Source organism: Nitrosomonas communis (assembly GCF_900114745.1).
Taxonomy (GTDB): Bacteria; Pseudomonadota; Gammaproteobacteria; order Burkholderiales; family Nitrosomonadaceae; genus Nitrosomonas; species Nitrosomonas communis_A.
Genome location: NZ_FOUB01000002.1, coordinates 1 through 23,598, shown reverse-complemented (window position 1 = coordinate 23,598; position 23,598 = coordinate 1). Strand labels below are relative to the sequence as shown.

General features: G+C 43.8%; 16 protein-coding genes and 2 pseudogenes. 3 read left to right on the top strand and 15 right to left on the bottom strand.

Features of this window, described 5'->3' with window-relative positions; translation table 11 throughout:
• Positions 1–59: 59 nt before the first annotated feature.
• The 6 genes from BM122_RS01060 to BM122_RS01035 form a co-directional block, all read right to left on the bottom strand.
• Entirely contained in the window at positions 60–1,187 is a 1,128-nt protein-coding gene (locus BM122_RS01060; RefSeq protein WP_074902877.1) for a Re/Si-specific NAD(P)(+) transhydrogenase subunit alpha, read from the bottom strand.
• A 215-nt stretch (positions 1,188–1,402) separates the two neighbouring features.
• Positions 1,403–4,939, bottom strand: coding sequence for an FAD-dependent oxidoreductase (locus tag BM122_RS01055; protein WP_074902875.1), 3,537 nt, complete (start codon positions 4,937–4,939; stop codon positions 1,403–1,405).
• 161 nt (positions 4,940–5,100) lie between these two features.
• Complete coding sequence (gene cysN / locus BM122_RS01050; RefSeq protein ID WP_074902873.1) at positions 5,101–6,372, bottom strand: sulfate adenylyltransferase subunit CysN; 1,272 nt, start codon at positions 6,370–6,372, stop codon at positions 5,101–5,103.
• A gap of 68 nt (positions 6,373–6,440) precedes the next feature.
• On the bottom strand, positions 6,441–7,346 hold the full coding sequence (gene cysD, locus BM122_RS01045; RefSeq protein WP_074902871.1) for a sulfate adenylyltransferase subunit CysD: 906 nt from the start codon (positions 7,344–7,346) through the stop codon (positions 6,441–6,443).
• Positions 7,347–7,380: 34 nt separating this feature from the next.
• Positions 7,381–8,088 carry a phosphoadenylyl-sulfate reductase gene (locus BM122_RS01040; RefSeq protein WP_074902869.1) on the bottom strand — a complete coding sequence of 236 codons (708 nt, stop codon included), beginning with the start codon at positions 8,086–8,088 and terminating at the stop codon, positions 7,381–7,383.
• 24 nt (positions 8,089–8,112) lie between these two features.
• Entirely contained in the window at positions 8,113–10,206 is a 2,094-nt protein-coding gene (locus BM122_RS01035; protein WP_074902867.1) for a nitrite/sulfite reductase, read from the bottom strand.
• 360 nt (positions 10,207–10,566) lie between these two features.
• Between BM122_RS01035 and cysB the strand changes: the two are divergent.
• Positions 10,567–11,528 (top strand): annotated as a pseudogene (gene cysB / locus BM122_RS01030) (HTH-type transcriptional regulator CysB).
• A 41-nt stretch (positions 11,529–11,569) separates the two neighbouring features.
• Here cysB and BM122_RS01025 read toward each other — a convergent pair.
• Together BM122_RS01025 and BM122_RS01020 are read right to left on the bottom strand one after the other, a co-directional pair.
• Positions 11,570–12,859 carry a c-type cytochrome gene (locus BM122_RS01025; protein WP_074902865.1) on the bottom strand — a complete coding sequence of 430 codons (1,290 nt, stop codon included), beginning with the start codon at positions 12,857–12,859 and terminating at the stop codon, positions 11,570–11,572.
• Complete coding sequence (locus tag BM122_RS01020; RefSeq protein WP_074902863.1) at positions 12,856–13,569, bottom strand: c-type cytochrome; 714 nt, start codon at positions 13,567–13,569, stop codon at positions 12,856–12,858. Before BM122_RS01020 ends, BM122_RS01025 begins: the two co-directional genes overlap by 4 nt.
• Positions 13,570–13,598: 29 nt before the next feature.
• On the opposite strand from BM122_RS01020, the gene BM122_RS01015 reads away from it, so the two are divergent.
• Positions 13,599–14,087 carry a DUF3293 domain-containing protein gene (locus tag BM122_RS01015; RefSeq protein WP_083398267.1) on the top strand — a complete coding sequence of 163 codons (489 nt, stop codon included), beginning with the start codon at positions 13,599–13,601 and terminating at the stop codon, positions 14,085–14,087.
• Between the two features lie 13 nt (positions 14,088–14,100).
• On the opposite strand, the gene ftsH is transcribed toward BM122_RS01015, so the two are convergent.
• Complete coding sequence (gene ftsH, locus BM122_RS01010; RefSeq protein ID WP_074903092.1) at positions 14,101–15,915, bottom strand: ATP-dependent zinc metalloprotease FtsH; 1,815 nt, start codon at positions 15,913–15,915, stop codon at positions 14,101–14,103.
• A 1,005-nt stretch (positions 15,916–16,920) separates the two neighbouring features.
• Here ftsH and BM122_RS01005 point away from each other — a divergent pair.
• A complete protein-coding gene (locus tag BM122_RS01005) occupies positions 16,921–17,274 on the top strand; it encodes a hypothetical protein (RefSeq protein WP_074902861.1) in 354 nt (117 codons plus the stop codon).
• 273 nt (positions 17,275–17,547) lie between these two features.
• Here BM122_RS01005 and BM122_RS01000 read toward each other — a convergent pair whose 3' ends face one another.
• The 6 genes and pseudogenes from BM122_RS01000 to BM122_RS25780 all read right to left on the bottom strand — a co-directional run bounded on the left by BM122_RS01000 (position 17,548) and on the right by BM122_RS25780 (position 23,580).
• Entirely contained in the window at positions 17,548–19,212 is a 1,665-nt protein-coding gene (locus BM122_RS01000; RefSeq protein ID WP_074902859.1) for a cation:proton antiporter, read from the bottom strand.
• Between the two features lie 546 nt (positions 19,213–19,758).
• Positions 19,759–19,878, bottom strand: a pseudogene (locus BM122_RS26500) (transposase); the annotation flags it as partial.
• Positions 19,879–20,372: 494 nt separating this feature from the next.
• Positions 20,373–20,861, bottom strand: a complete 489-nt coding sequence (locus tag BM122_RS00990; protein ID WP_074902858.1) for a hypothetical protein — start codon at positions 20,859–20,861, stop codon at positions 20,373–20,375.
• A gap of 64 nt (positions 20,862–20,925) precedes the next feature.
• On the bottom strand, positions 20,926–22,947 hold the full coding sequence (locus BM122_RS00985; protein ID WP_074902856.1) for a CopD family protein: 2,022 nt from the start codon (positions 22,945–22,947) through the stop codon (positions 20,926–20,928).
• On the bottom strand, positions 22,940–23,353 hold the full coding sequence (locus BM122_RS00980; protein ID WP_074902854.1) for a copper resistance CopC family protein: 414 nt from the start codon (positions 23,351–23,353) through the stop codon (positions 22,940–22,942). Before BM122_RS00980 ends, BM122_RS00985 begins: the two co-directional genes overlap by 8 nt.
• Before the next feature lie 113 nt (positions 23,354–23,466).
• Positions 23,467–23,580: an LPXTG cell wall anchor domain-containing protein gene (locus tag BM122_RS25780; RefSeq protein ID WP_218151962.1), complete on the bottom strand. Its 114-nt coding sequence runs from the start codon at positions 23,578–23,580 to the stop codon at positions 23,467–23,469.
• Between the last annotated feature and the right edge of the window lie 18 nt (positions 23,581–23,598).

Sequence of the window (23,598 nt, the reverse complement as noted above, 5' to 3'; positions counted from 1 at the left end):
AATTCGTTAACTTTTATTGATATTAAAGCGCGCATCAAAACAAGGCATTACTCTTTGTCTTATGCTTTTTTGACAATCTGTCCCCCAGAACATACCAATGTTCCGGCAATAATCTCATCTTCTTGGTTAATTTTGAGCTCCCCACTCTTGGCATCAAGCATTAAATTAAGAAAATTCATAACATTACGTGCATAGAGCGCGCTTGCATCTGCGGCAACCAGACCCGGAAGATTAGCAATACCAATGAGATGAACGCCATGTTTTACCACAGTTTTATTCAGCTCTGTCAAGGGGCAGTTTCCGCCTGCCTCCACCGCCATATCCACTATCACCGAACCAGGTTTCATCGCTTGAACCGTTTCTTCTCTTATTAAAACTGGCGCTGGACGCCCGGGAATCAAAGCAGTCGTGATGACAATATCAGCCGCAATAGCTCTTTGATGAATTAATTCACCTTGCCGACGTTTGTAATCATCCGACATTTCAGTTGCATAGCCGCCGGCTGTTTCAGCCTTCGCTTTTTCTTCGTCCGTTAACGGAACTTCAACAAATTTAGCACCCAAGCTTTCAACTTGCTCCTTAACTGCAGGGCGTACATCAAAAGCTTCTATCACTGCTCCTAGACGTTTAGCCGTGGCAATCGCCTGCAAACCGGCTACCCCTGCTCCCAGTATTAATACTCTTGCTGCTTTAACGGTTCCTGCAGCTGTCATCAGCATGGGAAAGAATTTCTGATAAACATTGGCAGCCATAATGACTGCTTTATATCCACCAATATTCGCTTGAGAAGACAGGACATCCATACTTTGTGCACGTGAAATACGCGGTAGTTTCTCCATGGCAAACGCAGTCAAGCCATGTTTAGCGAGCACCTCGATTCCTTCCATTTGATGGGGTGACAGCAAACCAATCAGAATTGCATCCTTGCGTATTAGCGCCACTTCATCAGATCCGGGGCTACGCACCTTCAGGATAATTTGTGCTTGACTATACAATTGCGATACATCGTTAACGATCACTGCACCCGCTTCTTGGTAGGCAGCATCGGGAATACTTGCACCAGCACCTGCGCCAGATTGAACCAGAACAGTGTGAAAACCCTTGGCAGTATATTTTTTAACCGTCTCCGGCGTAGCTGCTACACGTGTTTCTCCCGCATAAATTTCTGCAGGTATGCCTATGTGCATCGATTATCTCCCTTATCTTCTATTCAAACTTGAAAATACCAAATGCTTTGCATAACTTTTCTCGAATGCGTGATTATAAATGAATCTTGATAGATACATTGCTTTGATTGAAACTTATACATAATTTATCTGTGAACCTATTAATACGTTATCGCGTTATTGCCATATATATTCAAGATGAAAAAACACTATGAAAAGCCACGCCACTTCTATATTTAATTTAAATTTTTCAGGCAACGGCCTAACCATTGACTGGTTAATTTTTCCTGTACGCTATTTTGGCGCAAGCGTGACGATAAACTACTAAAATCAACCCAATCTAATGGCTGATCTTGATTGAAACATGAAAAAACGTAAGTAATCTCGCCCGTTTCAGGATCTTTATGCGGCTGCAAACATTGTGCACAAATTTCCTTCATCATACATTGCATCGGTGAATTGATAGAGCCAATAGCAAAGTGATTTTTTTTCAGATATGGCTGCAACTGATGATGACGCGCATAACCCACAGCCGCCATCATTCGATCAGAACCAATCGCGATGATACGATCAGCATCTGCCAAGGATATAGGCCGTGCGCCGAGTGCACCGCTGCCATAAGCCACCATTGCCTGCACAATATTTCCGACGAAATTAAAATCCCCTGGCCTGGAAGGTTCAAATCCAGGGGCTTCATCACAACACCACACAACGGTGTCTGCCGCGGCCTCAATTTCAGCAACCTTATAACGATCAGCCAGTTTTTTGTAGCCAGCAAAATACAAAACCCCGCATCCTGCAGCACGTGCAGCAGCGCCAATCGAAAACAGCACCGCATTGCCAAGTCCTCCACCCACTAGGACGAGCGTCTCATTTGGCAGAATTTCGGTAGGCGTACCAGTAGGTCCCATCAGCACAACGGGTTCGCCAGGCTTAAGCAAGGTAGACAAATTCGCTGAACCACCCATTTCGAGCGCAATCAGAGAGATAAGTCCACTCGAAATATCTACCGATGCCCCTGTCAATGCGATGCCCTCCATCGCTAATCGGGTGTTTCCTATCGTGGAAGCCAATGTCGCAAAATTTTGGAAGCGGAAAAATTGCCCGGGATGGAAATGTCGTGCTGCCATAGGTGCGCGCACGACCACTTCGATAATATTAGATGTCAGTCTTTCCACTTTATGAACAGTCGGTCTCAATTGATGATTCATTTCAGCAAAAAACTGGGCATTTAATTGAGTCGAAGCCGGCATAACACGCTCAAGCACGCGGCTGACAATTGGATAACCCTGTTTGGCGCTTGACATAGCTTTGACCACATTACCTGAATAAGACGGGTGCAAATCTCCAAAAAAACTGATAAAACGCCCATCGTCGCAGCGACTCAGCAAGACCGCTGGTGTTTCTGGCTTAGGATTACCCTTTGTCAAGCTAACTGAATTCCCCTGATCATCGCAAGCTGCAAAATAGCGTCCATTTAATTTGAAATATTTCTCATCTTCTCTGGCAAGGACGGTATTCGGCTGAGTGCCAGCGGCGACCAGAATAGCACGGGCGGGCAAATCAACTTCCCGGATTTTTTGCCATCGCCCTGCCTCATCTATTGTTTGAACAGAAAATCTAATCGACTGGGTATGCTCCCATTGATCGACATCGATTCGTAACGGCGTCAGCCCTTCAGCAAACCAGATACCTTCCTCCATTGCTTTCTCAACTTCTTCATGATTCAGCGTATAAGAAGGACTATCAATTAATCGCTTACGATACGCAATGGTAGCCCCACCCCATGATTGCAATAACTTCAGAATATCTGGTGCTCGCTCTTCCTTGGCTGCCTGTGCACGCTCGGCACGAATAGCTCGGGCGTGTGCCAAAAACTCCTCAGCGATTTCCCGCTCCTCTTCATCCCAGCGATTGCGAACTGCAGTTTCCCCCTGTTCTGAAGCAAGTAACTCATAACGCTGTAAAAATTTCTCTACCTGGACCGGATAGTAAGCCAAAGCTTCCGTAGCTGCATCGATCGCAGTAAGCCCGCCGCCAATCACTACAACAGGCAAGCGCAACTGCACGTTAGCGATAGAATCAGCCTGTGCTGCGCCGGATAGCTGAAGTGCCATCAAAAAATCAGAAGCTGCGCGCACACCACGCGCCAAACCATTCGGTAAATCAAGAATAGTTGGACGCCCTGCGCCTGCGGCTAGCGCGATATGATCAAAACCCAAAGCCAGCGCATCATCTACTGTCATAGTACCGCCAAAGCGTACCCCACCATAAAGCGCAAATTCTGGTCGTCGCTCCAATAATAGACGAATTAATTGAAGAAAATTCTTATCCCAGCGCACAGTGATACCGTATTCGGCCACTCCACCAAAACCACCTGGGATACGTTCATTCAGATCAACACGGAGCATGTTGGTATCGTAAATAGCATTAAAAGATACACGCTCTCCATGCAGACCGACTCCGGAAATCTCTGCAGGTAATGGCTCAATCTTGAGACCATCCACCCCCACCACGGTATGACCATCGTTCATCAAATGGTGTGCCAGCGTATAGCCAGCAGGCCCCATTCCCACCACCAGAACTTTCTTACCAGTAGCTGGTCTGGGCAGCGGCCTGCGTAAATTAAGTGGATTCCAGCGCGTAAGCAAGCTGTATATCTCAAATCCCCAAGGTAATTCGAGCACATCTTTAAGTGTGCGAGTCTCTGCTTGCGGAATATCTACCGGATCTTGCTTCTGATAAATGCAGGATTTCATGCAATCATTACAAATACGATGTCCCGTGCCTGCGCACATTGGGTTATCCAGTACAATCATTGCTAAGCTACCAATCGCCACTCCCTGCGACTTGAGTTTATGGAATTCCGAGATCCGCTCTTCCAAGGGGCAACCCGTGAGTAACGCTCCTAACTCGCTTTTCTTGAAAGTAATGGGTTCTTCGGCATTTTTAGGTTTGACTTTCAACCCTTTTGAGCAGGAATCCTTCCCTTGCTCATGACACCAGATGCAATAATTGGTCTCATCCAAAGCGCCCACCAGGTCAGTCCCCTTATCAGTCAGAGAAAATCCTTCACGCTGACGAAGGTGCTCAAGACGGTGGACAGTATAGCCTGCATGATCATCGGTCACCATTGACAACAAGTGCAAATAATCTAGTTTTGCTGGAGATTTGAATAACACGCCTTGCTGAGTATGCGCTTGCCCTTCATGCGTGCGTAATGCCCAAGCGGCATAGTGCAACGCATCATTTAAGCGCACTGCGTTGTTTGCTTCATCCTCTAACCATCGGGCCACGTGAGTTGCAAACACTAACTCAGAAAAAGGCTCGCCAAACTCCTTTTCGAGTTTCTTTTCTAGGGCAATAGCATCTATTGTTGGTAATACTTCATCGCTTACCTTAGTTTTGGCACGACGTTGCACAAATTGCCGCTTGCAAAAATACAGCGGCGCGAGTTCATGATGACGCGCTGCAAGCGCACGCACTTCCTTGTCTATACCAAATAACTGTGCAATGAAATCCTCCATCCACGGAGCAAGCTCAATCAGAAAAGCAGATTCATCTTTGGGTGCCAAGCTATCCGGATGAAGGCGCGCGAGATCCAAGCGCTTACACAGACCAGCATCGCCTGCTTGCAGAAAGTCAAGAAATGCTTGATCCAGCTTGACTAAACCATCACGGCAATACAAATCTGCAAAAGCCATACCAAATTTAAGATCAGGGATAATAGCTTCTACTGATGGTTTGCTAAGCATTAATGCTGAATTTGTCATAATTGTTTATCGATATTTTTATAGCAAAAAAATAGAGGACTCAGGGTGAAAAATGAAGTCAATTGCTTAAGACTGGATCAAGCTAATTTTGAATAAAAAAATAGATACCGGCGCTACTTTTCTCGCCATCGGAAGATTCTGCTTATTTCCAGAAAGCGTATCTAGCAGATCATGCCGGCTGCGACGGTATTGTTGCTCGTTTCATCAATAATAATGAAACTACCGGTGCCACGATTATGAGCATAATCGTCAAATACGATTGGCTGCTGCACTTTCATCACCACCCGCGCGATATCGTTCATTTTCAAGGAATCTGCCGTCTCATGAGTGAGCGTGTTGACATCCACACGATAGTCAATCTGATTCACCATTCCTTTGATCATACGCGTCGTATGCTTAACGATGTATTTACGGCGAGAATCAAGTGGCTGTTCAGATAGCCAGCATAGCATCGCAGCAAATTCCTTCTTGATTTGTGGCTGCTCACCAGCTTTTACCAACATATCCCCCCGAGAAATATCTAAGTGATCTTCAATAGTTAATGTGACAGATTGGGGTGCAAATGCATCCTCAAAAGAATGCTTGTACAAAAGGATCTCTTTAATGCGTGAGGACAATCCAGATGGGAGAATCGCCACTTCATCACCCACACGAATCGAGCCTGATTCAATTCGTCCCATGTATCCCCGGAAATCATGCAATTCTTCAGTTTGTGGGCGACAAACCCATTGCACAGGGAAGCGGAAATCATCGGTATTGACATCATGCTCAATATCGATATTTTCCAGCAAATCCATCAATGTCCTACCTTCATACCAAGTCAACTTGTCGCCTCTTTCCACCACCATATCCCCGTTCAAAGCAGACATGGGAATATATTCAATATTGCTTAAACGGAGTCCTTGGGCAAAAGCAGCAAAATCATTACGAATTCGCTCGTATACCTCGCGTGAATATCCCACCAAATCCATTTTATTAATGGCTACGACTAAATGAGGAATCCCTACCAAACTGGCCAGATAAGCATGGCGACGAGATTGCGTAAGCACACCCTTGCGTGCATCAATCAGTATAATCGCCAGATTAGCAGTGGAAGCACCCGTAACCATATTTCGGGTATATTGCTCATGGCCGGGGGTATCCGCAATGATGAACTTACGTTTTGGCGTTGCAAAATAACGATAGGCCACATCAATCGTTATTCCTTGCTCCCGCTCCGCTTGCAAACCATCAGTCAACAATGAAAGATCAACCGCTTGCATTCCGCGCTTATTTGAAGTACGGGCAATAGAGCTCAACTGATCTTCAAAAATCGATTTGGAGTCATGCAATAAACGCCCAATCAACGTGCTTTTTCCGTCATCCACGCTACCCGCAGTGATAAAACGCAACAATTCGGCACGATCAAGCCTTACATTTTTAACTTCTGACATTTGGTAATAGCCTTTGACAAGTGATTCTTAAAATAGAAATGGATCGCTTCTTTCAGCGAGCAAACTGATTAGAAATACCCTTCTTTTTTGCGTAATTCCATGGAGGCTTCTGAAGTCTGATCATCCATACGCGTTGCACCACGCTCAGTTATACGTGTCATGGCTGTTTCGACGATAATTTCATTTACATTCTTAGCCTGAGAAATAACTGGGCAGGTACAGCTCATATCACCTACGGTACGAAAACGCACCATCATTTTTTCTATGCGCTCCCCCTCACTGGGCTGTACCAGATGTGAGACTGGCAACAAACCGCTATCGCGTGGAATAACCTCACGCCAATGAGCAAAATAAATAGAAGGCACTTCCAGTTGCTCGCGCTCGATATATTCCCACACATCGAGTTCGGTCCAATTACTAATGGGGAAAACACGCATGTTCTCTCCGGGATGGGTGCGTGTATTGTAAAGACTCCATAGTTCGGGTCGCTGGTTTTTAGGATCCCACTGACCAAATTCATCGCGAAATGAAAATATACGTTCCTTGGCACGCGCTTTTTCCTCATCACGACGCGCTCCACCAATACAAGCATCAAGACGTAATTCCGCAATCGCATCCAATAAGGTAATGGATTGAAAAGGATTACGGCTTTGATTTTCAGAACGCAACACGACTCTACCTTGTTTGATAGAATCCTCCATACTGCGTACAATCAAGCGTTCACCTAACTCTTTGACCCGATGATTGCGAAATTCAATTACCTCGGGAAAATTGTGTTCGGTATCAATATGTAATAATGGGAAAGGAAAGCGTCCTGGCCGAAAGGCTTTTTCAGCCAATCTGAGCAAAACGATGGAATCTTTTCCTCCGGAGAATAATAACGCAGGATTAGTACATTCGGCCGCCACTTCCCGCATAATATGAATCGCTTCGCTTTCTAAGGCATCTAAGTGGGTAAAAGTTCGATGACTCATTCTTCTTTAACCTTCTAACAAAAAAAATTCAGTACTATTTATTAATCGAGGCGACTTTACCTACATGCAAGCCGCATTCCTTGGATTCAGCATTCTCCCACCACCAGCGCCCAGATCGAATGTCCTCTCCAGGTGATATCGCACGCGTACAAGGAGCACAACCAATACTTGGATAAAAACGATCATGCAACTTGTTGTAAGGTACCTCATGTTGCTTAAGATATGCCCATACCTCGGTATTGCTCCATTCACACAGTGGATTAAACTTCTGCAAGTTGTTTTCAGCATCAAACGTGGATATGGACAAACTATCTCGCGTGACTGCTTGTTCACGGCGCATTCCTGTGATCCAGGCGCGCTTGCCCGCTAATGCGCGGCGAAGTGGCTCAACTTTGCGGACATAACAGCATCGTGTGCGTAACTCGACACTTTGATAAAAACCATTAGGGCCATTTTGGGCGATATAGCTTTCCACTGTCGCAGCCTCAGGAAAATATACCTGGAGAGAAACGCCATAGTGATCTTTTACTTCTTGCATCAGGTTGTAGGTTTCTTGTGGCAATCGCCCTGTATCTAGCGTAAACATAGTAATACGCGGATAGTGTCGCGCAATCAAGTCCGTCAACACCATGTCTTCAGCACCAAAACTATTGGCAAACCCAACGGGTGCATATTCTTGCTGTATCTTTGCAAGCAAAACATGTAACTGCTCGATTTTTTGTACCACTTCAGATTGACCCATCTATTTCAATAAAACAATATCTTATTAAACTACGGCTGACTGCGAAATTTTCTGGAATTGCAATGGCTTAACTATAGCCTGCGGCAGCGAACCCGTTAAGTCGAGCTGGCTGTCAAAATGGGTACAAAACTCGGCCACATCGAGCGTCCATGCATCCAATTCCGCATACCATTCAGTCAACAAGGCATCTGTCAATTCATTTGTAGGACGCACAAAATCTCGAGCAAGTTTAGCTAGTTGTTGAGATAGGTTAGATCTGGTTGGCAACACACGTCGTAGTTCTTCTGCCTGCTCTATCAAGCTTTCATATTTCTGACCACCCACCAGCTGGGCCAACCCTTGGCCGATCAAACGGACAATTTCTTCCGCACACTTGGCTGAATCCTCAAATTTACGCTGAAACTTTAGTGCATTACGATAATTGCGCTCGTTTGCAGCATCAAAGAAAGCAGTGCCAATCTGCAACTGTTTTGCACCTGCACATTCTCCGCCGCCCAGTTGCAATACCTTGAAATCATCTCTCTGACCGTGATCGCGTAGCACTGACTGCAAATCCTCCTGCTTAACTTCTACCACATCAGCTAGCAATTCAGCAAAATAGCTCTGACCAACTCGTCGCGTCCAGTTAAAAAACGTTTCTCCCATTTCACGGTTTGTGGCATACGCTGATCTCACTTGCTCTACCGCCAGCTCGATACGGGCGCTTGGTACCGATGGACCTTTAAAAGCCAAACCACCATTAGCCATACCATTCCCACCGAAATACATCTGATAATGCGGCACCAACTTACCAAACATGCGCTTACCTTCACCATAAATCCCTATATCACCACTTTCCGGTTGAGCGCAGCCATTGTGACAGCCAGAAACACGAATGCGCAGATCCTCGCTCCCACCCGATAATTTACTTCCAACAGTCGGACTGGAAGTAATTCCCAAGCGGCAGGTGGATGTTCCTGGACAAGCCACGACATCGTCGCCTGCTTTGGGCAAACCCAAACCGAGATTCGCTAGCGCAGACTGAATCTCCACTATATATTTTTGTGGCACATCAACCAATATCAAATTCTGATCTTGCGTGGTACGAATCTCTTTCAAATCATATTGTTTTAATATACTGGCAATGCCACGCATCTGAACCGCAGTCAATTGTCCGAGGCGTACGCTGACCGGCACTACATACCATCCTGCTTGCTTTTGCGCAAACAGCGCACGGGGCGCGCCAGGACCGGGCACTTCGCTCTCCGTACCACCTGTCCAAACACCCTTGGGATAATCCTGCTCGGCCAGTACTTCTTTGACACGCGCGAGTTCTTCTCGATACTTCTCGATAAAACCATCTGCACCAAATTTATCAACCAGAAACTTGATGCGCGATTTCGCTCGTTTATTGCGATCAGAATACTTGTTGTGCATAGTGAGCACAGCTTCTATCACCCATAGCAGGTCCTTTTCTTCGATGAACGATTCAACCTCAATCGCCTCATGCGGTTTATGTCCAAGCCCTCCACCTACCAGCACTTTAAAACCAAAACGTGTGCCCTGTTTAACTGCCACCACGCCAAGGTCATGGATCATACCTTGCGCACAATCCGACTCGCATCCAGAGAAACTGATCTTGAATTTGCGCGGCATCAACTGATTCAGAGGTTTACGCAGAAAATGTTTAACCATCCCATTGAGATGCACACTGATATCAGTATGCTCACGTGAGCAAACACCCGTCAGAGGGCAAGCTGTCACATTACGTATGGTGTTTCCGCATGCCTCACGTGTCGTCAGCCCACCTTTCGCCAAATGACGCATCACAGCCGGTGTATCTGCTAATGGCACATAATGCAGTTGAATATCCTGCCGAGTGGTAATATGCGCTTCGCCATGCTGCACATAATTCTCCAGCACGTCTGCAATTGCATTTAACTGCATCGGAATTAACCGTCCCCCAGGAATTTTGACACGCACCATATTGACGCCTTCCTGACGTTGACCATAAATTCCCATTTGCAACCGGGTAGCGGTGAAACGATCGATATCCATACGTTGCGCAAAAAAATCCTGCAATGATTGATCGTATGAATCGATTTCCTCATCATTAGCGAGATCGGTTAAATAATTCATCCTATTTCTTCTCTCCGTAATTTCTTTACCACACTAGCTTGTTGCCAATGAGGATAAAAATATTAATAATTTTTATTGTTATTTTATCCGATATCTATCTTCTGGCGTTAGTGGTTATCAACATTGGCCTCTTTAAAAGAGAAGACGGCGCCGGCAAACGGCAAGCCAGTATCAGGCCCACCATTTTTATATCTCTTCCTAAGCGACCATTCATACCTTAAAATCCGGTTTCCTATTCAGATATTATGCTTTTTGTCAGAATTTTTTTACTTAAACGAATATATCATAACAGCATGAGTATATCTCTCAAAATAATATTAAATTAGATTAATATAATATTATGTTATAATAAAAAACATTATGAGATTGCAACAATTACGCTATCTGCGTGAAATCGTTAACCAAAATCTGAATCTTTCGAAAGCTGCCGAAAGTCTGCACACATCACAACCAGGAATAAGCCGGCAAGTTCAGCTTCTTGAAGAAGAGCTAGGCGTAGATATTTTTGTTCGTAATGGCAAACGTATTGTGAAAATAACCCCCCCAGGACAGGTTATCGTCGAAATTGCTGAAAGAATGCTCAGAGATGTCGAAAACTTGAAACAAATTGGTCAGGAATTTAGCGACAAGGCGAGCGGCACCCTGATTATTGCCACGACCCATACCCAGGCACGTTATGCACTTCCACCCGTTATCAAACGTTTTACCGAAAGATACCCTAAAGTTAAACTCATATTGCGTCAAGGTAATCCAACTCAAATCTCCACTTTAGTCTCTTCAGGCGAAGCTGATTTAGCAATTGCCACAGAGGCAATCGAGTTTTTCAAGAACTCGTCATGCTTCCCTGCTACCAGTGGAATCGTAGTATTATTGTTACCCCCAAGCACCCCCTGCTCAAACAACATCCGCTGACATTAGAAGCGATTGCGCAATATCCCATCATTACCTATGATTTCGCGTTTACCGGTCGCTCAAAAATTAATCAAGCGTTTGAATCTAAAGGGCTGACTCCCAATGTGGTGCTCACTGCAATAGATGCTGATGTAATTAAAACTTATGTAGAACTTGGTTTAGGTATTGGTATTCTAGCAAAAATGGCTTTCGACGCGCACTGCGATAAACATCTGCGCGCAATTGACGCCAGTCATTTGTTTGAACCCAGTACGACGCGTATCGGCATCAGCCGTAATAGCTATATTCGTAGTTATGTCTATCACTTCATCGAAATGTTTGCTCCCCACCTTGATGGAGTGACTGTCAAAGCTGCTATGAAAAACCAGCTGATAACACCTGCGCAAGATACAACCGAAACAACTAAATAAGCCTGCATACATTCGCTTGTGCAGGCCATATGAACGTTTCATTAGTGGCTGCTTCCTCTGCTCTGGCCTACATCTATCGCGGACACCAAACTACCACGATTTCCCCAGGCATTTCGGATGAAGGATACTACTTGAGCGACTTCTTCGTCCCGAATAATCTGCTGAAATGGAGGCATGCCATAAGGCCTGGGATTTGCTGCTGTAGTAGGTGGATAACCTCCATTCAGTACACTGCGAATGACGTTAGTGGGAATCGTCATGGTAACGCTACGATTACCCGCCAATGCAGGATAAATGCCTGACGCCCCTTGACCTGTTATGCCATGGCATTCCTCGCAGTATTTCTTATATAACTTCTCCCCCTGCGCCAAGTATTTCCGGACATTTTCTGGCATTTCCGGATAATTCACTTCAGGCTGAGCATTACTCTCAAGTAACGACTTCAGATAAACAGCCATGGCGCGCAGGTCATCCTGCGATAAATACTGCAAGCTTTGCCTGACAACCGTTCCCATCGGCCCCGATGTCATAGCACGCTGGGATACGCCAGATGAAAGCAGCTCGATGATCTCCTCAATAGTCCAATGCATGCTTCCTGCTTCCCGCCGAGAAGTCAACGAGGGCGCATACCAGTTCGACCCCATGATTTGACCTCCTCCGACGGTATCTTCTTGAATTGCACCTAGCACATTTCTGGCAATGTGGCATGCATTGCAATGGCCCAGTCCTTGTACCAAATAAGCACCTCGATTCCATTCGTCGCTCTTGCTCGGATCCGGTTCATATACTCCTTGTTTGAAAAAGAGGGCGCGCCACAGATATAAAAGCGGTCTAGAGTTATAGGGAAAGCGAATTTCATGAGGTGGGTTGGATTGCGACACAGCAGGAATTGACTGTAGATAGGCAAAAATCAAGTTAGCATCCGTACGTGTCACCTTCGTGTATTCGGTATAAGGAAATGCAGGATAGAGAAGTTTACCATCGCGCGATTTGCCCTCATGCATCGCTTTCCAGAAATCCTCTTCCCTCCAGGAGCCGAGACCCGTTTCTTTATCAGGGGTGATATTGGGAGTGATGAAAGTCCCAAATGACGTAATCAATCGATGCCCCCCTGCAAATGGTCGACCTCCTTTGGCAGTATGACATCCCAAGCAATTCCCAACACGCGCGAGATATTCACCTTGCGCACGTCGCTGTTCGGACATGGCGGTTTTTTCAGGAGAAGCATTGACCATGGTAGTATCAGCTACTACCAGCAAGGCCAGCATATAACCAAGAAATAAAAAATTATTTTTCGATTCCCGAGCAATAATAATCATGGTTTGTATCATCGAGCATCTCCATTTTCCGAAACGATACTGGCACAGCGCTGGGCCATTTCAGGCGAAAGTTGATTAGCCGGCTTTCCTGAAACAGGTTGGGTAGTTAGCCATTTTGAAACAGCATTGATTTCTTCATAAGTCAATTGCTTGGCGATATCCGCCATACAATTCGCAATTTTTCCACGAATCAGCCCTCCGCTATGCCACCCTCCCAATTGTGCTGTCAAGTAAGTACTATGCAACCCCAACAAACCGGGTACAAAAGGCGCCGTCCCCATCAAATTCTTTCCATGACAGGCACTACATGCCGGTATATTTCGTTTAAGATCACCTGAATAAACAAGTTTCTCCGCTAGATTCGCTTCCGAGGGTAGCAGGGTGACAGATTCTGGCGAAGGGTAAGGTAAATCTAATGCCGCAAAATACCGGGCTATCTCTTGCAAGTATTCATCTGACATGTTCTCTAGCAAAATAGCCATTGGCTGGTAATAACGTCGACCGTCCCTGAAGTGACGTAGCTGGTTGAAGAGATACCCCTCCAATTTTCCTGCAATACGCGGATAATACGCATCTCTGCTATGCCTGTCCTCTGCGCCGTGGCAAATGGCACAAGCTTTGACACGTTCAGCAAGCGTATCGGGAACATTCACCGATAGCGCCTCTGCAGCTTTTGCTAGACTAGTAAAAAACAATAAGATAATAAAAATAAAATGTTTCATGTCGTCATTTTTATAGATGATCAGTGTCTATGCCATTCTCTTTCCTGAAAGATTTGTATCAGCATGGCACAATTATTCTGGACGAAAGTTTAAAGCAATCCATAATTTCGGCCAAACTTATCCAATGCTATGCCACAGCTCACTACCAGGCAAGGATTGACTCCATCATGCTGACATTGCTCTTGGGTCAGCATAACGAATTATTAGCAAAGCTCATGAAAAAGCATGGGAAGCAGTGCGCCCTCTATATCACTGCCTATAATCCTCATAGTCGACCTCAAGAAAGGGAAACAAATCTTACTGCAAACAATCAGTTATTCGCACTGTTATCAACTCTTTCCAGTTGCATTTTTGTAGGCAAAAGCTCAGATCCAGCGGGCAAATGGCCAGCAGAATCAAGTTTTCTAGCATTAGGTATTGATCTTGCCACTTCTAAAATACTCGGCAGACAGTTTGATCAGAATGCTATTGTATGGGTTGATTTTGATGCAATTCCCAGATTAATTTTATTGCGCTAAAACTCCGCTGCTATCAAGCCTCACGAACGATCGTCTGCTTTAACGCTTCGATTTGAGACTGATTGAGCGTCTCAATTTTGATTAACTCTCCAGCAGTCTTTTCAAGCAGCTCACGATTCTTGCGCAGGATACTGATTGCCCGTTCAAGCGCCTGATCCACGAGGGCACGCACAGCCGAATCAATCTTGTTGGCCGTATCCTCGCTATAATCTCGACTCAACGGTAGCGGGAGGCCCTGCTGTAGAAAAGCAGAACGCTCACGATCATATGCAACATTCCCTAACGCATCACTCATACCATAACGCAGCACCATAGCGCGCGCCATATCAGTTGCACGCACCAGATCATCAGAGGCTCCCGTAGAGATCTCATTGAATACCACCTGCTCGGCTGCTCGCCCACCCATCATCACGGCCATTTTGTTCTCCAACTCAATCCGTGTCATTAGATATCGATCTTCGGTGGGACGCTGAATGGTATAACCGAGTGCACCCACTCCACGCGGAATGATTGATATCTTATGCACCTCGTCCGTGCCAGGTAATGCCAGCGCCACCATGGCATGTCCCAATTCATGAAACGCTACGATCTTACGTTCTTTTGGATTGAGCAGACGATTACGCTTTTCAAGACCCGCAACAATCCGTTCAATTGCGTTATTAAAATCCTCCATCGTGACGGAATCTGATTTACGACGAGTAGCCAGCAAAGCTGCTTCATTGATCAGATTAGCTAAGTCTGCGCCTGTAAACCCTGGTGTGAGAGCAGCAATCTGTTCCAGTTTCACATCGACACTCATCTTTACTTTTTTGATATGAACCGCCAGAATTTGCTCACGCCCAATCTTGTCTGGTCGATCTACCAGTACTTGCCGATCAAAACGCCCAGCACGCAGCAGTGCAGCATCAAGGATTTCCGGACGGTTAGTTGCGGCCAGCAATACGATACCGCTTGATGGATCAAAGCCATCGAGTTCTGCCAGCAACTGATTCAGAGTCTGCTCCTTTTCATCATGCCCACCCCAGGCATAGGAACCACGCGCGCGCCCCAACGCATCAAGTTCATCGATGAAAATAATGGCTGGCGCCATTTGCCGTGCTTGTTCGAAAAGGTCACGCACTCTGGCTGCGCCCACACCGACGAACATCTCCACGAACTCCGCTCCCGAGATCGAAAAAAATGGCACCCCTGCTTCACCGGCTACCGCACGCGCTAACAATGTCTTACCTGTTCCTGGTGGCCCCACTAGCAAAATTCCCTTTGGCACCCTTCCACCCAGCCGGCTATAGTCAGCAGGGTTTTTCAAAAAATTGATGATTTCAAGGAGTTCCTCCTTGGCCTCATCGACACCCGCCACATCAGCAAAGGTAACCTTGGTTTCTTTCTCAACATAAACTTTGGCACGGCTCTTCCCGATCGACATTAATCCACCGCTCACGCCGCCGCTCATGCGCCGAATAATGTACAACCAGACTCCGATGAAAAGTGCCATCGGCAAAATCCAGGACAACAAATCGCGCAGCCAGGTACTCTTGATGACCCCGCTATAAGTTACATTATGCTGATCTAGGATATCAGCAAGATCGGATTCAACACGTGTTGTGACAAAATCCTTGAATCCATCAGATTCGGACTCTTTTAGCGTACCGTAAATCTGGTTTTCTGTAATCGCCACCTCGGCAACTTTACCTTGTTCCAGTAGTGTATGGAATCGGCTATAGGGGATCGGCTCAATTCGAGTATATTGCTCATAAAGATTGCGTAAAAACATCATCATAAGGACAGCAATGACGATGTACCAGAAATTGAACTGTACTTTCTTATCCATTAATTTTTTATCCATAAGACATTTCCTTCTTTATTGGGAAAATGATTAAGTTCGTGAGAATCAGTCAGTTCAGCTACGGTCCAAGCTACGATTAAGCTATATCTTTATGATCTTATCTTATGAAAATAAATCCTGTCCATATTTCTCCTGAGTGAAAAATAAATCTTGATGAATAATGATAGTTATAGCTACCATTGATGAAATGGATGGTGTCATTTTGAAAGTTTAACGGTGACTAGAAATTAACTCTTATGGCTATTCTTTATAAATATATACCCCTGGGTCATAGAGGAATTCGAAAAGAAGAGTACGCCGCGAAAAATATTTAAGTTATCGGCTTTCCCAATCTTGTTTCGAGCGAGAGTATCCTAAAAGAGGTTAAGTGGATGGACAATCCTAACTACTGGTTGGTTTTTAGGCGAAAATTAATTGTTGAGATGAGGTTGCTCCAAGTAAATAAACTATAGATTTACTTGCAGTGCTTGTTCATCGCACTAACTTTTCCGAGTTGTTATTGCATGGATGAGAATCTTTGTCACTGATCTATTCTGCGGGAACTCCTTGTAAAACGTGGAGCTGATGTTCGATAGCAATTAGCATAATGTATTATCGAGCCACCTGTACTCTCATAGACCGAGGAAATAGTAGCATTATTTATCCTGGCTTATTGGACTCGACACGATTCACGTTGATACCCCTAAATAAAGCTAACTCACATCACTCGCATTCTTTGCATGGCCAAAGTCAGTAAGATTGTACTCAAATATTAAACGTTGGAAAAATTAGCCAAACCATTGCTATTTGCCGGGCCAGCCGGGCTGATTACATACATGCAATTTCGCCCAGCTAAGTAATCAAAGATGATGAATGCTTTACATCATCTAAAAGACCGATAAAATGCTCTATATATCTCACTGTTGCTTGGATCAAAATAATTTAAACATTCTGAATATTTATAAATAACAGTGAGATTTCCTTTTATTTATCTATCTAAGGAGACTCATCGTGAAAACAAAAATATTCTTCACAAGCCTGGTCATTCTTATTTTTCTAGCTTCCATCGCTCCTGTATCCGCTGAATCACTAAATACAGCTGATCCCGAGGTAAAAACAATCGCTCCCCCAGATCATAATAAATTAGCTGAATACTATGAAAATGAGGCTAAAGAAATGAATTTAAAAGGGGAAGAGCAAAAAAAGCTACTTAAAGAATACGAAATTCATAGTTATTACTATGGTCGTGAGGGCCAGGATTTTCAAGCACATCATGAGGCCTTGTTAAACAAATATGAAAAAGCGGCAGAACGAAACAGTGAGATGGCCGCTGCTCATAGGAAAATGTCAAAAACCGTTAGATAAGCTACTTCTTATTTTAGTAAATTATTTTTAAAGTAAGCAGGTAATTATTGTGATTTACCTGCTTCTACTTTTTGGTTGCTATCTTATTAAATGAGAATAATCATGATTTTATATCTGAATTAATGAGAGACTGAAAGCTGATTGATGAAATGAAGCCAATTGAAGTGAATATTAATATCCCTTACTGTCCACTCAATCGGGTATTGCACACCATGCTGTAACAGCAATACTGCAGCCAAGTTACCTTAAAATAAACAATTTTTTTAGCTGTGATCATAATATTTTTTCCTGATCTTCAATTTTCTGCACAAGATAATCGACTGCATGATCTGCTGCTTCTTGAAAAATATTAATTACCCTTGTTACACCCCCTTGCTTTAAAGCCAAGGCATGATCATCATCCCGAGCCATGCCAATGATGCGCCCTTTAAACCCTGTTTCTTTGAGTGCGTGGAGTAATGCTCGATTAGCATCCCATTCTGGAATAGTCGTAACAATCCAGTCAACATTTGTGAATGGCAATGAACTGAGAAAGGTGGGATCTACCGCATCTCCGTATTGTACAGGCACATTTCGGTGCTTCAATGTTCTTATGACTTCAGGATCGAAATCCACTCCTAATACCCCAACGCCATGGTTATGCAGCTTGATTAACACTCTAGCTCCATATCGTCCTAATCCAAAAATAATGATCTTGGGCTCATTTGACATTAACCGCTGCTGCTCAATTGAAATTTCTCGATAAGGATGGGCACGTTCGAAAATACTCAATGCAATTGCAAGAAATACATATATGTGCTGTAAATTCAGAATCATATAAGCAGAAAGTGTAATCGTGACAATACCTACCAGCGTTACTAGACCAAGCACATCCTGCTCTAGGTAACCGAGAGTGATACCCATCGCTATAAAAATGATGGAGAATTCACTTATTTGAGCCATGGTTAGACCTGCTTGAAAACTAGTTCGTTTACGGTATCCCATGTATCCCATGATAATCATAACGATTATCGGTTTACCAATCAGCACGAATACAGATAACACAACAGCAGACCACAGTTCTCCGCTTAACGAATTAAAATCGAGCTTTGCACCCAAATCAATGAAAAAGAAAAGCAACAGGAAATCGCGAATCCCTGTTAAGCGTGCATAAATCGCATCACGAAAATGAGTGGAGGCCAGGGAAAAGCCTGCCACAAATGCACCCGCTTCTTTTGAGAAACCAGCCCATTCACCCATAGCTGCAAGTGCTGTACCCCAAGCAATGGCAAAGATTAGTAACATTTCTTGTGATTGAGCAACGAGTCTTATTAATGGTGGCATGATATACCAGATAGCCACAAACAAAAGTAGTGTAACTAAACCTACACGTAGAATAAGAAATGAAACAGCACTCAACCATTCATTCCAACCACTTGCCTCTATATCATTCCCTAAGGCGCTTATACTCATCATGGCCAGAATTGCAGCGATATCCTGCACAATCAAAATACCGATCGCAAGACGTCCATGCAAAGAATCAATCTCTCGGTCATCAGCCAATAGCTTAACAATAATAATAGTACTGGAAAAAGAGAGTGCGATTGCTATATAAACAGCGGTTTGCCAGTTCTTACCAAGTAGGATAATCAATAGAAAACCTAATAAACTAGTAATAACTAGCTGTGCTGTTCCAGCAGCAAGGGCCACAGGACCGATATGGCGTATATGTTGCAAGTCCAGTTTCAGCCCAACTAGAAAAAGCAAAATAGATATACCAATTTGAGCCAAAAGATCAATCTGATCATGCGCTCTAACTAGATCGAAGCCGGTTTCACCTGCAATAATACCTGCAGCAATATAAGCAACAAGTACCGGCTGTCGAAAATGAACAGCTATTACCCCAATAATACTTGTGGTAAACAATATAAATGCCAACTCTTCGAAGGGTCCGTGCATCTGACTGCCTTATTTCCACTCTTTAGCGATATAAGCTTAGTAGGCCGTTGAAAAACTCCGTACTTTCATCTGAAATTCTGTTTTAAAAAACAGGAAGTATTTTAGTTGTTTTTTTAAGCTATTTTTTCTAAAGATGCTCTATCTTGAGCATCTTTACTCAAATTTTCTGTAATGTCTGATTTTTTTCCTTTGTCCGCACACTCACGGCTGATTTTGAGTGTGAATTTCCTTATGTGTGTGAACCTGACCACTAACCAATCAAGTTCCCAATGCGCACAAAATTATAAATGGCTGCAATGAACCTGAACTGTCCATGGATTTATTCTTGTCAGATCAGTTTCAGCTTGCGCATCTCACCTACTATCTTTATCCAACCGAATACTTGTTTGATTCGCCTGCAAATTTTCAGACTGATCATATAACCTTCGCTCTGACAAATGTCATTCGGTACAGCACTGCCCTTGCGTTTGCCTTCCACGTGCGGAATGATGGCCAACTCCTATACTAACCTGATATGCGCATCAGTATCATGGCCGTGATCTTTAACCATTGGTAAAGCAGGTTGTACGCAATGTGCTCAACAAGTTGCCGCTCAGAGCGGATCGTAAACAATACCTGTAGTAGCGAAATTGGCAAGAACCGTTCAGGTGGAATCGAGGGGCGGCCTTTTGTGAATAAACAGCATCAAATTGCCGATACATCCCCTTGAGTATGTATCTACTACCACCTTCAATGACCTGCCGAGAGGGTTCATGGCCGTGCATAATAATTAAAATAGTTTGCTTTTTTGAGTTCTAACGTAGCTTGAAGGTTTTTCAGCGGCCTGTTAGAAATATAAATTTTTTAAACTGAAAATTATGGCGCTGCATAAACCCATTATGTTCTGGACGGCGGAAATCCTATGTACGCATTTACCGGGTGAACAAGGTTTTTGATATAACATGCAAATATCGAATTACGACGAAGTTATAGTGTGAGTGTGCACAGTTTCTCTTTCAGAGAAAATAGAAGAAAACATATCTCTTATTATCATGAGAAATTTTTTATGCGGAGACAAACACACAACAAGGAGCAAATTTATCAAAAATTACTCCTTTATTGTGTTTACTACCAAAAATTCTTTATTATTAATAAATGGAATTATTTCAGCAATTTATTTATTAGTGTGTATGCTCACGCTCTTTGTCAGCAGTGTCATCGTCATGATGATGGTGGTGGTGATGCTCTCCTCCCTCTCCATTCGACGCTAGCGGCATGAAATTTGCGCCTTGGGTCTCATAGCCTGGAATGGCTAAAAAAACAGCCACCGTAGTTTCAGGCGTAATTTTGAAATCTCCCTTCGCTTTCATTATATTGGCGTACACTGGCTCCAATACAACAGATTGTTTTTTCCCTTCCTTACCTACTTGGATATTTGCTTTTCCTTGCCCTCCATTCGTGGGAATTGGATTATCCCCATGATCAGTTATATACAGCGTTAATTCGCCATCCTTAGCTACTAATTCTAAATGGAAGGGACCAGATGCTCGAAGTTGACCACCGTTAGGTGGTGTTAATGTGGCTAAATGCCCTTCTGTATGGGCCAAAGCAAAATGTGACATCATCAACATCATACTCAACAAAATAGATGTAACGACCAGTCTTCTCATTCAGTTTCTCCTGGAGTATTAATTAAGACAAGAATACTTTAAAAAGTTATAGTAGATTTAAACATTAGTGCACATGATCACTTGGTGGTGGAAGAATTTCCTTTTCACTATTAAGCTGAACCAACTGTTGTTTTAGAAAATCCATATTATCCCACCCACTTTCATCTCTATCTTGTATCCATCTTGCACGTAAGTAGCCAAAGCGATCCACTAAAAACTCTAAATGCTCTGGAATGATCCCTTCACCAAGGATATCTGGATGAGTTAAAGTCCTTCGGTACAGAATATAACTATTTTTGATCTCCTGAGCTCCTTCTGTAACCACGGGAAAAGGTATATCCGCTGCAATCTGTATTATTTCCTGTTGATCGAGCTTATTCATTGGAACGGCTAGGATGACTGTACTAAGTTCGCGTAGCTTGTCATAAGACGCTTTCAATTCCTGTAAACGATCTTGTGATTGTGGCCATGTAAATAACACGAGCATCACATTCTTTTCCTGACGGAAATCCTTCAAGTAACCACTGGAGCTATCATGTGCAAAATAGGAAAAAATAGGCGGCCCAATCGATGGTTTCTCAGGAACAACCATGGGACTCAGTAAACGCGCCTGATAGCCACGTGACATGCCATGCATATAATTGACAACATCCCAGCGATCTTCTTCTGACATATTATTGGAAAAACCAGGCATACCTGTTGCTGCTATGCCATATGTTAACCAATGGAAAAAATCACCGGCTGTATGCCTAGCTGTGTGAGGCTCGGTCAGTAAATCTGCGGGCGGCGGATTAAATGTTTTGGCAAGTATTCCATTACCTTTACCTTGCGGGCCATGACAGGAAGTACAATTTTGTGAGAAAAGGACCGATCCATTAGAAATGGAAATAGCATCAAAAGGTACCGGCGTACTTTGATAAGTTTCCGGATAAGCGTCCACTGCTAAAGGAGGCAAGGCTATGGCTAAAGAGGCAATTGTTAAGCTCGCTGGTATTCCAACTCTTTTTTTAATTTCCCATTTGTTTTTAATGCCTAACCACACCGAACCAGCCGCAAGTATCAATAACACCACACCACTCCAGAAGAGAAGAGGCGTATATGGTTCACTCCAAGTGGCATCAATTGAGAATCTAAAAGAATAAGGCCAGTTCTCTACGGTAGCATGTTTTGCAGGTATGGTATTAGACAAAATGGTCGCGCATAATACCATGATAATGGCAAGTATGAATTCAATACTTACCCATTTCTTCAGTTGCTGCCCGCCTCTTTGAATTTGCTCGACGTAATTTACTTGCGTGAATGAAGGTAACCATCTAGCGCGTGCTCGATATGCGATGACGAGAATTATAGCCAGTAGCATAAGCTTTATGTTTATCAGCCAGCCATACGCACTAGAAACTAACGCATGATAATCTTCCTCTACCATTCGATCCGCAATGATAAAACCAGTTAGCATTAAAACGACCATTACTGGCAAGGCGATCGTCGAAAACTTCTTCAAGCTTTCAGTGCTCAATAAATCCAATGGTTTGTCCGGCTCTTTCTTATTGAATATTATCAATAGAAATGCTGGTAAAGCGCCGAACCAAGCACCTGCCAGAAGAATATGCAGTACATAGGGAAGTATTGATATAACAGATATTTCCTCTGCAGCCGAATGGCTAACCAGTGAACCTGCAATCAACGGAAGTGATGCTGCCACCGCACCTAGGATATAGTGCCACCTCACTCTGTAAGCATACCGAATGTATAGAATGGCTCCTAGTAAAACTAACGCAAATAGCGCACGAGCTGCCCACATTTGCCCCATGCGAGTCTGTTGCACTACTTCCAACCAAGCATCAGGTCGCCAAGCATTCGCAGCAATACCCGTCGCTTCGCCTGTCGTTGTCGCCAAAATACCGAGTAATCCAACGAGGATGATACCAACTAGCCATGGAAATCCACGTTCCAAGCGAATTGCCCAGGGGCTCTCAAATACAGCTTTTTGTTGTCCAGCTATAGCAAGAAAAATACAGCTCCCAAAAATAATCAGATTAGCTACCAGCTGTGACCAACGAGCAAATGCAGCAATAATCTCAATCATCTTTTTTTTCTTTATCCGTAACTGTAAAATTATATTCAGAATCAACTACATGACCATCTACAGAGAGTACCCGAAATTTCACTGTGTATCGTCCTGAGTGCAGTTCTGGTAATTCCAAAACTATAGACTTTGGATCTTCTGGATGAACCTTTACTTTATTATCGGTAATGGATTTTTTATCTTTATCCAGTACCGAAAGCGATGCATAGGCAGGTTCAATTTCTTCATTAAACCAGAGACGAATTTGTGTTGGTGCTGTAGAAAGTACAGCACGACGAGCAGGTTCAGCCTTGACCAGAGCAGCATGCGCGAATGCTTGGTTCGCATGCATCAGTGTCATTACCGTTACTGCTATAGATAATGCTAAAAATCGCTTTAAATTTAATACTGACCATTTTATTTTCATTCGAGTACTCCTCATTTTTAAAACTGATAATTCTAATAAACTAATATTATTTAGATTATCGAGCATGAGCATGGTTCTAATGTTGTTTTCGCTAACTCAAGCTGTATAGTATATTATGCAACTTCTATTTTATTTTTTTTGCCGCGCATCAAGAATAAAGCAGCAGCAGCTGCCAACACAATGATACCGATGATATAAGGTAGATTCGATTTTCCACCTGTTCCCACTGCAAACGGAAAGCGGGA